The sequence below is a fragment of the Cohnella boryungensis genome (genome assembly GCF_042651945.1).
Lineage (GTDB): Bacteria > Bacillota > Bacilli > Paenibacillales > Paenibacillaceae > Cohnella > Cohnella boryungensis.
In genome coordinates, this window is sequence record NZ_JBHSED010000040.1 from 1 (window position 1) to 13,716 (window position 13,716).

General features: G+C 57.3%; 10 protein-coding genes. 6 read left to right on the forward strand and 4 right to left on the reverse strand.

What is annotated here, in order from left to right:
* The coding region (locus ACFO1S_RS18610) for a spore germination protein (protein ID WP_378127327.1) at window positions 1–774 on the reverse strand (774 nt) is incomplete at its 3' end.
* 169 nt (window positions 775–943) lie between these two features.
* On the opposite strand from ACFO1S_RS18610, the gene mobB reads away from it, so the two are divergent.
* Together mobB and ACFO1S_RS18620 are read left to right on the forward strand one after the other, a co-directional pair.
* Window positions 944–1,474 carry a molybdopterin-guanine dinucleotide biosynthesis protein B gene (gene mobB / locus ACFO1S_RS18615; RefSeq protein ID WP_204601076.1) on the forward strand — a complete coding sequence of 177 codons (531 nt, stop codon included), beginning with the start codon at window positions 944–946 and terminating at the stop codon, window positions 1,472–1,474.
* Entirely contained in the window at window positions 1,474–3,744 is a 2,271-nt protein-coding gene (locus ACFO1S_RS18620) for an ATP-dependent helicase (RefSeq protein WP_204601514.1), read from the forward strand. The genes mobB and ACFO1S_RS18620 overlap by 1 nt, the downstream gene beginning before the upstream one ends.
* On the opposite strand, the gene ACFO1S_RS18625 is transcribed toward ACFO1S_RS18620, so the two are convergent.
* From ACFO1S_RS18625 to ACFO1S_RS18635, 3 genes are read right to left on the reverse strand one after another with little or no spacing between them, the layout of a single operon-like run.
* Window positions 3,723–4,505, reverse strand: a complete 783-nt coding sequence (locus ACFO1S_RS18625; protein WP_204601077.1) for an ABC transporter permease — start codon at window positions 4,503–4,505, stop codon at window positions 3,723–3,725. The genes ACFO1S_RS18620 and ACFO1S_RS18625 overlap by 22 nt on opposite strands.
* A 3-nt stretch (window positions 4,506–4,508) precedes the next feature.
* Window positions 4,509–5,312 carry an ABC transporter permease gene (locus tag ACFO1S_RS18630; RefSeq protein WP_204601078.1) on the reverse strand — a complete coding sequence of 268 codons (804 nt, stop codon included), beginning with the start codon at window positions 5,310–5,312 and terminating at the stop codon, window positions 4,509–4,511.
* Complete coding sequence (locus ACFO1S_RS18635; protein WP_378127328.1) at window positions 5,309–6,133, reverse strand: ABC transporter ATP-binding protein; 825 nt, start codon at window positions 6,131–6,133, stop codon at window positions 5,309–5,311. Before ACFO1S_RS18635 ends, ACFO1S_RS18630 begins: the two co-directional genes overlap by 4 nt.
* A gap of 1,124 nt (window positions 6,134–7,257) precedes the next feature.
* Between ACFO1S_RS18635 and ACFO1S_RS18640 the strand changes: the two genes are divergently transcribed.
* From ACFO1S_RS18640 to ACFO1S_RS18655, 4 genes are all read left to right on the forward strand, one after another.
* On the forward strand, window positions 7,258–9,108 hold the full coding sequence (locus ACFO1S_RS18640; RefSeq protein WP_204601080.1) for a cache domain-containing sensor histidine kinase: 1,851 nt from the start codon (window positions 7,258–7,260) through the stop codon (window positions 9,106–9,108).
* On the forward strand, window positions 9,105–10,736 hold the full coding sequence (locus tag ACFO1S_RS18645) for a helix-turn-helix domain-containing protein (protein WP_204601081.1): 1,632 nt from the start codon (window positions 9,105–9,107) through the stop codon (window positions 10,734–10,736). The genes ACFO1S_RS18640 and ACFO1S_RS18645 overlap by 4 nt, the downstream gene beginning before the upstream one ends.
* Before the next feature lie 12 nt (window positions 10,737–10,748).
* Window positions 10,749–12,341: a beta-N-acetylhexosaminidase gene (gene nagZ / locus ACFO1S_RS18650; protein WP_204601082.1), complete on the forward strand. Its 1,593-nt coding sequence runs from the start codon at window positions 10,749–10,751 to the stop codon at window positions 12,339–12,341.
* Window positions 12,342–12,439: 98 nt separating this feature from the next.
* Entirely contained in the window at window positions 12,440–13,681 is a 1,242-nt protein-coding gene (locus ACFO1S_RS18655; RefSeq protein WP_204601083.1) for a CapA family protein, read from the forward strand.
* Window positions 13,682–13,716 lie beyond the last annotated feature (35 nt).

A 13,716-nucleotide genomic window follows, 5' to 3' on the forward strand; every position in this document is an offset into this window, starting at 1 on the left:
CAAGGAGCGATTCGCTGGAAATTTCAAAAGTTCCTTTCCAGCCCCTCGGGGACTGGAAACTGACTTAAAGATGCTTTCAAAAGATACTATACGAGGAGAGTAGGAGGATTCCTGAATAAACTCTTCAATATAGCCGCTCTCCAATATGCCGTCGATCGAGATCCGTTCCAATCTTCGCCGTACCTCCTCCACCAGAGACGGCTCGGCAATCCCGTTGATGTACATGATGGCGACATTCGTCAGCGTTACCGAGCCGATCCGCCTTCCCTCCAGCCAAAGGCGCGAATCTTTGATCTTGCGGCGAATGAGCGCGGTATTCGTGCGGATATTTTCCGTGAATGCCTCCATGGGACCGCGCACGACGTTCTGCGAGGTCGGCTCTCCTACGTTGCGGTCCTTCCAGCCTTCCGCTCCGATGGATAGGCATTCGCGGCAATCCTCCAGCAAGAAGATGGCTTTGCCTGAGATTAATTGGCTGAAGAGCTGCTCCTTGTCCCCGAACATCTTCACATCGCCGGCGGCCAAGACGGACGCCTTGATCATGGCGAGGCGATCGCCGTCGGCTTCCTTGCGGGATTGCTGAAAGCTCAGCGTCGTATGCAGTATGACGCGCGAATCCGTTAATCCGTCTATGTAGATCAGAGCGCCGTTCCAGCCTTGGCCGCCTGTCATTTCCTTGATCATCAAGTCCTCGCTGCCGCCCATCGTGCTTTTGATCATTTCCAGATTCGCCTTCAGACTCAGCTCTAATCCGGTGTTCTTCGATGCTTGCATGGCAATTCTCCCCAACCTGTAATCATGACGTTAGCGTATCCAAATGTGAGCTTAATATGCCCGCTATAAGCCCGTGCGGAGGGCAGATTCGAATTGCCCTGCCCGAGGAAGGGGGGTACAATGGCTATTGGAGAGTAAGGACGGATCGCATTTGCAAGGAGGAATGGATATGGATGTGCTGCAGGTTGTCGGATACAAGAATGCCGGCAAAACAACGCTGGTGTGCGAGCTGCTCCGTCATTATAATGCCCAAGGACGCAGGTCGGGGACGATCAAGCACGATGCGCACGCCTTCGAGCCGGACGTTCCGGGGACGGATACGTGGCAGCATCGCCGCGCCGGGGCGGCGGCCACGGCGATTACTTCCCCGGAGAGAACGGCATGGACGATGGAGCGGCCTTCCACGCTGGATGAACTGTTGTCCGACATGGAGCGGCATTCGTTGGACATCGTTATCGTGGAGGGCTTTAAGCAGGAGCGACATAACAAGATTGTTCTGCTTAGAGGAGAAGACGACGCAGAGCTTCTGCGGTTGAGCCATGTGATTGCCGCCGCGGTGCGAACGCCAAGCGAGGAAATCGAAAGACTGGCGGCGAGTCTGGGAGTCCCGCTGTTCGTAACGGGCGAATATAATTGGTCGGCTCTTCTGGCCAAGCTGCCGGGCTTGTCGCATCGAACAACGGGGACGGTAGGAAGTTGATGAGGCAGAACGCTTCCGGCCGCGAATCCCAGTCATCGGCAGGAAGTGCCGGAACGGCCTTGAACGAAGCCCAGAACCAGGCCGCTACGCATGGCGAAGGTCCACTGCTGCTGCTGGCTTCGCCGGGATCGGGAAAGACGACCACGATGCTGATGCGCATCGGCTATCTCATCGAAGAGAAGGGCGTTCAGGCGTCGCGAATCAAAGCCGTTACCTTCAGCAAAGCTTCGGCGGAGGATATGATGTCTCGCTTCGCAAGATTGTTCCCGGCGTTGGCGGAAGGGCAGCGGGCTCCCGATTTTTCCACCATTCATAGTCTTGCTTTCGGAATTGTCCGGGAGCATTTCCGCAGCCGAGGAATCGTCTATCGCTTGATCGAAGGCCGATCCGATTCCGCTCGGGACGGGCAGACGCTTAACGAACCGCGCAACGAGCCGAGCAAGACGATCATCCTCCGGGATCTGTACCGGCGCCTTCAAGGGGAATATCCGCCGGACGACCGACTGGAGGAGCTTACGCGTTATATCGGCTTCGTGAAGAACAAGCTGGTTCCCCTTGATCGGCTGTCGGAAGTCCGCTGCGACGTTCCGAATGCGGAGGCTCTGTTCCGGGAGTATGAGCGCTACAAGCTGTCGGGAACGGATGCGCTGCTGATCGATTATGACGACATGCTGACGATTGCCCACGCGGCGCTTGCCGAGGACCCTTCGCTGCGAATGAAGGTTCAGAAGCGTTACGATTACGTGATGACAGACGAGAGCCAGGATACTTCGTTAGTCCAGCATGCCATTCTGGAGCATCTCGTTCAAGGGCACGGCAATCTATGGGTGGTGGCGGACGACGATCAAAGCATCTATGGCTGGAGAGCCGCCGAGCCGGGCTATCTGCTGGATTTCAAGCGGAAATATCCCGCTGCGAGGCTGCTGAAGCTGGAGCGCAATTACCGATCCACCCGGAGCATCGTAGACGTTGCGAACCGCTTCATCAAGCGGAATAAAAATCGCTACGACAAGAACATGTTCACCGAGCGTCCGGATGGCGATCCGATTACGATCACGGTGCTGCCGGATTATACCTTCCAGGCGAAATATATCGTGGAAAAAATAATCGACAAGGGCCGACTCGGAGAGACCGCGATCTTGTATCGCAACAACAGCTCCTCCATCCTGCTGATGAACGCGCTGGATCGGGCAGGAATCCCCTTCCGCATTAAAGACGGAGATGCGCGTTTTTTCTCCCATTGGATCGTGGAGGATCTGCTGAACTTCATGCGTCTGACCTTTAATGACCGGCGGGCGGACGTTCTGGAGAAAATCCATCTGAAATTCAACGGTTACGTATCCAAGCGGCAAATGGCCCAATTGCTGGAGCTGGAGGCGGATAGGGAAGACTCCGTATTCGACCGGCTGCTGAAGCACGTACCGCTGCAGGATTATCAAGTGAAGCCGCTCGGGGCATCCAGGGATATTTTCCGCCAAATGAGCGGAGCCCCGCCCCGGGAAGCGATCCGGATCGTCAGAGACAGACTCGGCTATGACAAGGCGATTGAGAAGACGTGCGAGCGGATGGGCTATCGCAAGGAGGCGCTTGTCGGTATTCTGAACGCCTTGGAGGAAATCGCCGAGCCGTTGGAGACGATGGAGCAGTTTGCCGCCCGGCTGAAATACCTGGAGGCGCGAATGCGGCAATCGGGAGCGAACAAGGACGTTGAAGCCGTGACCCTGTCGACCCTGCACAGCTCAAAGGGGCTGGAGTTCTCTCGCGTCTATATGGTCGATCTGGTAGAAGGCATTCTGCCCTCAGCGGATGACGCGCGCAGGTTCGATAAGGGCGACTCGGCGGAGATGGAAGAAGCGGCGAGGCTGTTCTATGTCGGGATGACTAGGGCAAAGGAGGAGCTGGAGCTGCTTGCATACGGGAGAAAAGAAGGAGAAGCGGTGCAGCTTTCCCGCTTCGTCTCGGAGGTGCGGGAGCTGCAGCGGCCCCATGCGGATCAGCCGAGCGGGAAGGCGCATTCGACTCTCCAGCCCCCTCCGACCCCCGTCGCCGCCGGAAATCCGAATGCCATACGCAATCCCGAAGCGTTAATCGTAGGCGCGCGCGTAAGGCATCCCGTATTTGGAGACGGAGAGATCATACTGAAGATCGGAGACAGCGTCGAGATTCGGTTCGGACAGGAGACCAAAAGACTGTCCGCGAACATCTGCGTTCAGAGAGGACTTCTGGAGCCGTCGCCGACCGTCCGCGCTCAGGAGCCGGTCGATCGGTAGCGGCGAACGCCGAATTGCCAGAACAGCAGGCACGGGACGAGGAACAGGCAGCCGGCCAGCGGCATCAGCATGTACAGGAAGCCGGGCCCTTCGCTCCGGTCCAGAATGTACTGCAGCGGCAAGTAATTGACGCAGCCGAACGGAATGACGTAGGTGAAAAATCGCGTCACCCATTTCTGATAAATGTTAAGCGGATACTGCGCCATTTCCCTTCCGCCGTCGGTGAAGATGCTGGACACCTCCAGCCCTTGAACCGTCCAGAAGCACATTGCGGCCATCAGGATGAAGATGCCGGCGAAGATCATCGTGCCGCTGACGATCATGAAGAGCAAGGTTGCCGCCTTCATCAGCGTCCAGTGCGCCTCGACCTGGGCGACGGCCCATACGAGAACGATCAGGCTTTGAAGCAGCCTGCCGATTCGCGTAAACTCGAATTTCGAGCCGAGCACTTGCAGGACGGTGCTTCTCGGACGCACGAGCAGACGATCGAACTCGCCGCTCACGACCAGGCCCGAGAACATGTCGAACCCCCTCGCCAGACACTCCGCGATGGCGAATGCCATATGGATAACGCCGAAGACGAGCGCAACCTCGAAAAACTCCCAGCCCCTGATCTGACCGAAGCGCTCGAACAGAAAATACAGGCCCGCAAATACGGAAAAAGGAATGAAAAATTGCCCGAAGGAGAGCAGCCAGAAAGAAGCGCGGTATTGCATCTGGGCTTTGAATAGAATCCATAAATATTTGCCGAACAAGCGCATGCGTTAACCTCCCTGAACGACGACCCTGCGCAGAGCCCGGGACATCGTGAATCTGCCTAGGATGACAAGCGCCGCGAGCCAGATCAGCTGAACGGGAATCGTCAGCAGGGCTTCGTTCGCGGCGATGTGGCCGGAATAGACGCGGAACGGAAAATCCGCGGAGAGCCGGAACGGCAGCGCGTAGACGATGGATTGAAGCCAATCGGGCATCAGCGGAATCGGGATGACCATACCGGCCAGAAACTCGCCGGCGACCCCGAACATGAGAAGAGAGCCGGCGGGAGACAGGGTCACGAAGGTGGAAATGTAGATGAGCATGGAAATGGCGACAAGGATCAGCAAGCCGAGCGCCAGCGCGATCAGGAACAGCCCGGCGGCAGCGGGATTGTGCGGCAGCGGGAGGCGGTAGGGCTCGGGCAGGCACAAGGCGACCGCGAGGATCGGCAAGCAGCGCAGCGCCGCGCTGGACAGCCGCTGCGCGAGCAGCTTGGCATACCAGAGGGCGTATATTCCGCTGGGGCGGCACAGCTCGTAGGCAATATTGCCCGTTGTAATCAGCTGGAACAGCTCGTTATCGCGAAACCAGAGCATGATCAGGGCGAGAAAGGCTTGCTGGAGCCAGACATAGGTGACAAGCTGCGATAAGGAGATTGGAGGATTGACCAGCCCGTGGCTGTAGAAGGCCTCATAGACCATGATCAGGATGAACCCCCAGAAAAACTGCGTGGCAACCCCCGCCAAGGCGGCAGACCTGTATTGAAAGCCCATGGCAAGGCGCAGACGGAAAACCGACAGGTAGCCTCTCATGTAATATCGAACTCCTTGTACATCTTGACGAGCGCGTCTTCGATGGGCGAGCCGCCTTGGGCGATTCCGCCTTCGGCATTCGCGTATTTGTCCCGCATTGCGCCCAGCTCTCCGTCATAGAGCAATCGTCCTTTGCCGATCAGAAGAATTCTTTGCGCGAGAGCTTCGATGTCGCTCATGTCGTGCGTCGTGAGGATGACGGTGACGCCCTTTTCCTTATTGATCGTCGCAATGAATTGTCTGACGGCGATCTTCGATACGGCGTCGAGGCCGATCGTCGGCTCGTCGAGGAAGAGTATGGCGGGACCGTGCAGGAGAGAGGCGGCAATTTCGCAGCGCATGCGCTGCCCGAGGCTGAGCTGGCGAACCGGGATGCGAATGATTTCCCCAAGATCGAGCGTTTCCGTCAGCAGCTTGAGATTTTTTCTGTACTCCGTCTCCGGCACATCGTAGATGTCCCGCAGAAGGTCGAACGAATCGATCACGGGCACATCCCACCATAGCTGCGACCGTTGGCCGAACACAACGCCAATATTCCGGACGTATTTGACCCGATCGAGCCAGGGCGTGTAGCCCATAATCTCGCACGTTCCGCTGTCCGGGACGAGAATGCCGCTCATGACTTTGATCGTCGTCGATTTGCCGGCGCCGTTAGGCCCGATGTATCCGACAATCTCCCCGGGCTTGATCGTAAACGAAACCTCGCTGAGCGCGGCCACTTCCTCGTATTCTCTTCGAAACAGCGACTTCATCGCGCTCCCGAGCCCCGAATTGCGCTTGGCTACCTTGAAGCTTTTGCTGATACCGCTTACGGTGATCACGGATATTGTCCTCCTAATTGAAATAAACAGAAAGGAAGAGAATGGTATCATTGCGGTAAAAGCGTTGTCAAGCCCCAAATTTGCAAGCTGTCATTGTGCTGTGATCATGTCACCCTATAACTGTTCTGAGATAATGCCACCATGGGACAGGTGACAGTGACATTGAGCAGAGCGGAATTGAAGAAGGTTTTTGTGGTGGAGAAGATCATTAGCGGACAGATGACGAATGCGGAAGGAGCAGCGGCACACGGAGCAGGTGAGGAGAAGAGTAGTGCTGCAAAGTCGAACTAACGGCCAGCACGGAGCAGGTGAGGAGAAGAATAGTGCTGCAAAGTCGAACTAACGGCCGGCACGGAGCAGGTGAGGAGAGGAGAGGAATAGTGCTGCAAAGTCGAACTAACGACCAGCACGGAGCAGGTGAGGAGAAGAGTAGTGCTGCAAAGTCGAACTAACGGCCAGCACGGAGCAGGTGAGGAGAGGAATAGTGCTGCAAAGTCGAACTAACGGCCAGCACGGAGCAGGTGAGGAGAAGAGTAGTGCTGCAAAGTCGAACTAACGGCCAGCACGGAGCAGGTGAGGAGAGGAATAGTGCTGCAAAGTCGAACTATCGGCCAGCACGGAGCAGATGAGGAGAGGAATAGTGCTGCAAAGTGGAACTAACGGCCAGCACGGAGCAGGTGAGGAGAAGAGTAGTGCTGCAAAGTGGAACTAACGGCCAGCACGGAGCAGGTATCCAGCATCCCACAAGCAAGAGCCATTCCCATGGTATCCTGTATTCTCAACATAATCGCTATGTCGATGCGTTCTGATGAGTCGCCTCGGCACCACTTGAACATGACATTTTCTCAGACGTTTGACAGCCCCAAATTTGCAAGCTCCCCTCTGGCAATCCGATTAGCCGGTATCCCTTTCGTTCAGGCGCTTTCACGGAACTCCCGACCTTCTCCCAAGCGCGCTCCCCGAAATTGTATATTTTTATCCCTCGATGATGGAAATGGCAACTTATCGCCCCGCGATCTCCTCTTTTATAATGAAAAGGTAGGATCGGCGCTTGCCGACCGATTCCGTTCCGTCTCCTGCTATAATGGAAGAATGATGATATCCGAGAGGACGGACGCCGAAAAATGAGTCTGAGCAAACGCATATTCGCCGCATTTTTCGCATTTATTATTTTGCCCTTGTTCGCATTGGGAACGATTGCTTATTTGGTATCCCAGAAGGTGACTCAGGAGAAATACGCGGAGCAGACGGAGCTTACGCTCAAGGCGATCGGACGGAATATCAACAACATGATCAAGGAAGCCAACTATTTCTCGGACTTCTGGGTCACGATGGAGGACAGCGTCGAGGTGGCCGAGCAGTCCATCGACGACGCCAACGCGGGAAGCGGGGAGGTTGCGAACGATGCGACGAGGGGCTCAGAGTCTTATTTTCAGCTGCTGGAGAAGGAGAAGCTCCGTCAGCGCGTGCTGCTGACCTACCCCGGCATTAATTCCGTCACGCTCTATCGCAACGACGACAAGCAGGTGAACGTCAATTTCTCCAAGGATACGCCGATTGCCCGAGGAGATCTGGAAGGCCATCCAATCTACCAGGAAGTGCTGCGGAAGAACGGCGCGCCCGTATGGATCGGGCCCAATGAGGACCCGAAGCTGACCGGGGAGAACAACCTGTTCACGCAAATCCGGGTTCTGCTGGATATCGATACGCTGAAAAGCAAAGGCATATTGGTCACCCGGTTTCAGATGAGCGAATTGAACCGGATATTCAGCTTCTATAACAGCCAGGGAAAGATCGACCGCCGTTTTCTCATCGTGGCGGGCAACGGAAACATCGTGTACGACAACAGCCAGCCGGCCGAAGGCAGGCGAATCGGAGACTACCTGGATACGGACAAAGGGATCGATATGGCCAGCGCGTCGGCGCAGAGCAGAACGATTGCTTTCGATGGGCATAAAAGCCTGGTATCCGTTCAGGATTTGCAGCTGCAGCGGCTGGGCGTCGGAGATTGGAAGCTGGTCATGGTCACCTCCTGGCAGTATTTGTCCGGGGATTCGGCGCTTGTGTTGCGCTGGATGATCGCGCTGACGTCCGTCTCGCTGCTGCTGGCGCTTGTATTTAACCTCATGTTTGTCCGCAGAACGGTCATTTTTATCGTGCGCGTCGTGAGGGCGATGCGGCAGGTGGAGCGGGGCGATTTGTCCACTCGGGTCGCGGTTGTCGGCAACGATGAGACGACTGCGCTCTCCCGAGGCTTCAACAGTCTGGTCAGGCGGGTATCGGAGCTGCTGGAGGACGTGAAGGAGGAGCAGTCGCGCAAGCGCAAGGCCGAGATGATGCTGCTGCAAGCGCAGATCAAGCCGCATTTCCTGTTCAATGCGCTGGAGTCGATCAATATACTGGCCGTACAGAATGAAGGTCGCAAAGTCAGCAAGATGGTGCAGCGGCTGGCGAACATTTTTCGCATTAGCATCCAGCAGAAGGAAGAGATTACGATCGAGCAGGAGCTGGAGCACCTGATGAGCTATTTGGAAATTCAGAAATATCGGTTCGAGGAGCTGTTCGAGTATACGATCGACGTTCCCAAGGAGCTGATGAGCCGAACGATTCTGAAGCTGACGCTGCAGCCGCTTGTAGAGAACAGCATCCAGCACGGGTTTGAGGGCATCGCGTATATGGGGAGGATCGAGATCAAAGCCGTTCAGGAGGATTCCGATCTTGCTTTCTACATAGCCGATAACGGCATCGGCATCCCGGAGCATCGGCTGCTCGGCCTGGCGAAAAGCGGAATCGCCGCCTTGCACGAGGAATCGCCGGAAACCGGAGAGCGGCGCGGGCTCGGCGTAGGGAATGTCGCGGATCGGCTGCGCATTCATTATGGGAGCGGCTATGGCTTGATGCTGTGCAGCGCGCCGGGGCACGGCACGATCATTAAATGCTTGATTCCGATGGAGATGAGAGGTGACTCCGCATGAGGCTCAAGGCTTTGCTGATCGACGACGAGGTCAATATCCTGAAAAATCTTCAGTCGGTGGTGCCCTGGGAGGAGCTGAATATCGAGCTGATCGGCACGGCCCGCAACGGGGAGCAAGCGCTGGAGCTGGCCAGATCCGGGAAGCCGGAGCTCATTCTGTGCGACATCCGGATGCCGGTCATGGACGGGATCGCCTTCCTCGGCGCGCTCCGGGAGTTCGATACGCTGGCCGAAGTCATCATGATGACCGGATATCAGGACTTCAAGTACGTCCGATCCGTCATCCGCTATGAAGTGAAGGACTACATTCTGAAGCCGATCGATTACGAGGAATTGATCGAAACCATTCGCCGGCTGGCCGATGGCGTCAGGGAGCGGAATCGGGAAGAGCGCTCCATCCAGCAGGAGTGGCAGCGGGTCTTCCATCTGGCGTACGAGAAGGTGCTGTACGATCAGATTATCGATCTGAGCGGGGCGGCCAGCAGGCCCTTCCTCCAGCTGGGAGAACTGGGAGGAGAGAATCTGGCCTTCGCTATGATGCTTGTTGACGTCGAGGATTATTCCAAGCGCGAGCGGGCATGGGAGGACAAGGAACGAAAGCTGTGGAACTTCGCCATTCATAACATTTTACAGGAGAACCTGGCCTCCTTCGGCGTGTCCCATTCCGTCATTCAGGTTCGCCGCGGGGAATGGTGCGTGCTGATCGAGAGAAGCCCGCCGGAGCTGTACGAGCGTCAGCAGTGTCAGTCCTGGGCGGAAAAGCTGCGGCTGGCGGTTCAAAGTTACTTGAAGCTGAGCATAAGAGTTGCGCTGCATCCGACGGAGGTTTCGTTGAAGCAGCTGTCCAAGACGTACAAAAGCTTGCAGCGCTCGCTGTATCTCGTGACCCCCTCCAATGCAGGCATCATCGTATCCGAGAGAGCCAGAGGCAATTTCGATACGTCCCAGCAGCTGTGGGATACGATCGAGGAGATGGTGACGGGCTTGAAGCGCTGCGACCGGAGGCGCACCGAGACGGCGCTGAAGGAGCTGAATGAAAGCTTCCGGGCGCTTCCGGAAAATTCGTTCGAGCGGGTGGCCCCGATTGCGCATTATCTGTGCATCCATCTGCTTCGCGAGATGAGAAGCATGGACGTGATGAGCCGGGAAGAGGAGCTTGGGATCTGGCGCGAGATCGACCGGCATCAGGGAATTCGAGAGACGCTTCATGTGGTCAACCGGCTAGTGGACCAGTCGATGGAGAGTGTTATGAAAAAGAAGACGAGCGACGTCCTGATGCTGTCGGCAAGCGATTATATTGAAAGAAATCTGTCGGCGGAGCTGAGCATCGATGCGCTTGCCGAGTATCTCGGCATCAGCGGAAGCTACTTCAGCTTGCTGTTCAAGCAGCACTTCGGAGAGACGTTCGTCGAGTACGTAACGAAGCAGCGCATGGACATGGCAAGGTCGCTGCTTGCGCTTACCGACAAGAGCGTCACCCAGGTCGGGCAGATGGTCGGTTACGCGGAAAGGCGCTATTTTACGAGAGTGTTCAGCAAATACACCGGAATGCTCCCCTCGGAATACCGGGAAAGGCAGCAGGCGAAGTCGGAGGCTACGGCCCCGGCCTGGACGAATCAAGAAGGCTGAGGAGAGAACGCGATGAAGGCGAGCAAGAGCTTCGAGCAGCTAACGTTGAAGGAAAGGATCGGACAGCTGTTTATGTGCGGCTTCGACGGCATGGAGCCTTCGGAAGACATTGTGAGGCTGATCGAGGAGTATAGTCTGGGCGGCATTGTTTATTTCCGGCGCAATGTGGCGAATGCGCGGCAGGTAGAACGGCTGTCCGGGCAACTGCAAGCCGTCTCTGCAAGCCCGCTGTTTATTGCAATCGATCAGGAGGGAGGCATGGTTGTACGGCTGGAGGAGGGCGTGACGGTAATGCCGGGAGCGATGGCCCAAGGCGCCGCCGACGACGAGGAGCTCAGCTGCGAGGCTGCCAGACTGTCGGGAGCGGAATTGCGCGCGATCGGCATCAATATGAATTTTGCGCCTTGCCTTGATGTCAACAACAACCCCGCCAATCCGGTCATCGGCGTGCGCTCGTTCGGAGAAGACCCGGCCAAAGTGGCGCAGCTGGGCGCTGCCGCGATTCGGGGGTACAGAGCCGGAGGCGTCGCGGCCGTAGCCAAGCATTTCCCCGGACATGGCGATACGTCGGCAGATTCCCATTACGAGCTGCCGCTTGTTCCGCATGATCGCAGCCGGCTGGAGGAGGTGGAGCTGCTGCCGTTCCGCCATGCGATCGAGCAGCAAGCGGATGCGCTGATGACGGCTCACGTCGTGTTTCCGGCCTTCGAGCCCGACAACACTCCGGCAACGCTATCGCAACGGATTTTGACGGGCTTGCTTCGCAGCCGCCTCGGGTTTCAGGGCGTCATCGTGACCGACTGCCTGGAGATGAAGGCGATCGCCGAGACGATCGGGGTCGCTCGCGGCGCCGTCGAAGCGATTAAGGCCGGCGCGGATCTGGTGCTGGTCAGCCATCGTCTGCATCGGCAGAAGGCCGCGCTTGAGGCGGTTATGGAGGCGGTTCTGGCCGGGGAGCTGTCGGAGGCGCGCATTGACGAGGCGGCACGCAGAATATGGGAGCTGAAGCAAGCGCGGGGGCTGTTCGGGAACGAACGGCCGGCTGCGGAGCGCGCGCAGGCAGAGGCCGTAAGGGCGGAGCTGTGCGAGCGGGCGATTACGATTGTCAGGGGCGAGAAGCATCTCCCGCTAGATCCTCGCAACAAGATCGTCGCGGTCTGGACGGAGCCGCGAGAGCGAACCGAGGTCATTGAGGTCATCGCGCAGGAATGGACTCTGGGGGCCGCCCTTGCGAAGCGGGGCTACACGGTCGAGGAAATCCGGATCGGCACCGATCCGTCCGCAGAGGAAGCGGCGGCGGTGAAGGCCGCGGCGGGGACCGGAAGCCAGGTGGTGTTCGCCTCATATGACGCGGCTTTCTCCGCTTCGCAAGCTGCGCTCATTCGCGAGCTGAATGCCGATCAGAAGCTGCCGCTGATTTGGGCGGCGACCCGTACGCCTTACGATCTGCTCTCGGTGCCCGATGCCCCAGTCTATCTGTGCGCGTACGAGAATAAGCCCGCGATGATGACCGCCCTGGCCGCACTGCTGTCCGGCAAGCTAAGGGCGCAAGCCAGGCAGCCGATCACGATTGGTCCGCATGCGCGTGCATCCGCAAAAGGCTGACAGCAGGTGAAGAACGATTTTGTTCCTTTTTCAAGGGACAAAATCGTTTTTTTATGATCCATGTTGTATAATACGGGCAGAGAAAGGAGGGAGTTAAGGTGACTTATTCGCGAACGCGAACGCATCAAGACAGGAAAACGAAGCGGCGAGGGAAGACCCGCTTGCTGCTTGTCGTGAACGGCATCTTGCTGTGTTGTATCGCCTTTGTCGTCTTTCTGGTCTGGAAGGCCAATGACGATTCGGCGAACAACGCGGGTTCCTCCCCTTCGGGCCAGGTCAGAGACTGGGAATCCGGCGCTCCCGAGCCCTCGGCACAGTCCGCGGAATCACAGGCGGGCAATGAGGCTGAGGAAGAGACGCCTTCTCCGGAGGCAAGCGCCGGGACGGAAGCCGACGGAGATACCGTTACGCTCGCCTTGGTCGGAGATATACTGCCTGCGGCGCGCGTGCTGGAACTGATGAAGATCAATGGTTACGATTATCCTTTCCGGAAGGCGAAGCCGTTGCTGGAAGCCGCCGATATTACGGCCGGCAATCTGGAGGCTCCCATTACGAAGAGAGGAACTCCGGCGGAGGACAAACAATATGTGTTCCGGGGAAGCTCCGATGCGTTGCCGGCACTCAAGGAGGCCGGATTCGATTTTCTGTCGTTGGCCAACAACCATACGCTCGATTACGGCTGGGAAGGCTTGAGCGATACGATGGACGCGCTGAGAGACGCCGGACTGAAGCATGCGGGCTCGGGCAACGACGACAAGGAGGCTTTCGAACCGGCTTACATAGAGAGCAAGGGGTTAACCGTCGCTTTCGTCAGCGTGACCCGGGTCGTACCCGTCGTCGCCTGGAAGGCGGACAAAAACCATCCGGGCGTGGCGGAGGCGTACTCGCCGGATCGGGCGGTCGCTTCGATCAAGGAGGCGAAGAAAAACGCCGACATCGTAGTCGTCATGGTGCACTGGGGCAAGGAGCGGGAGAGTATGCCGGTTCCTCATCAGAAGGATCTTGCGTATCGCTTCGTGGATGCGGGAGCGGATCTGGTTATCGGCAGTCACCCCCATGTGCTGCAAGGCTTCGAGAGCTACAAGAACAAGTGGATCGCTTACAGCCTCGGTAATTTCGTATTCTCGTCGACGACGGTTCAAGCTTCGGAGACGGGCGTGCTGAACGCCGAATGCTCCAAAGACGGGAGCTGCTCCCTGAAATTTAACCCGATGTTCGCGACCAGCTCCCAGCCTGCTCCGATGGAGGATGCCGAAGGCAAGGCGTTGTTGAAGCGGCTCTCTTCGTTATCCTTCGGCGCTATTGTGAAGGAGGACGGAACGATTGTGGCACGGAATTAAGAGCTTTACCAAAGGGCTGCGGAATTTGCCGTTCC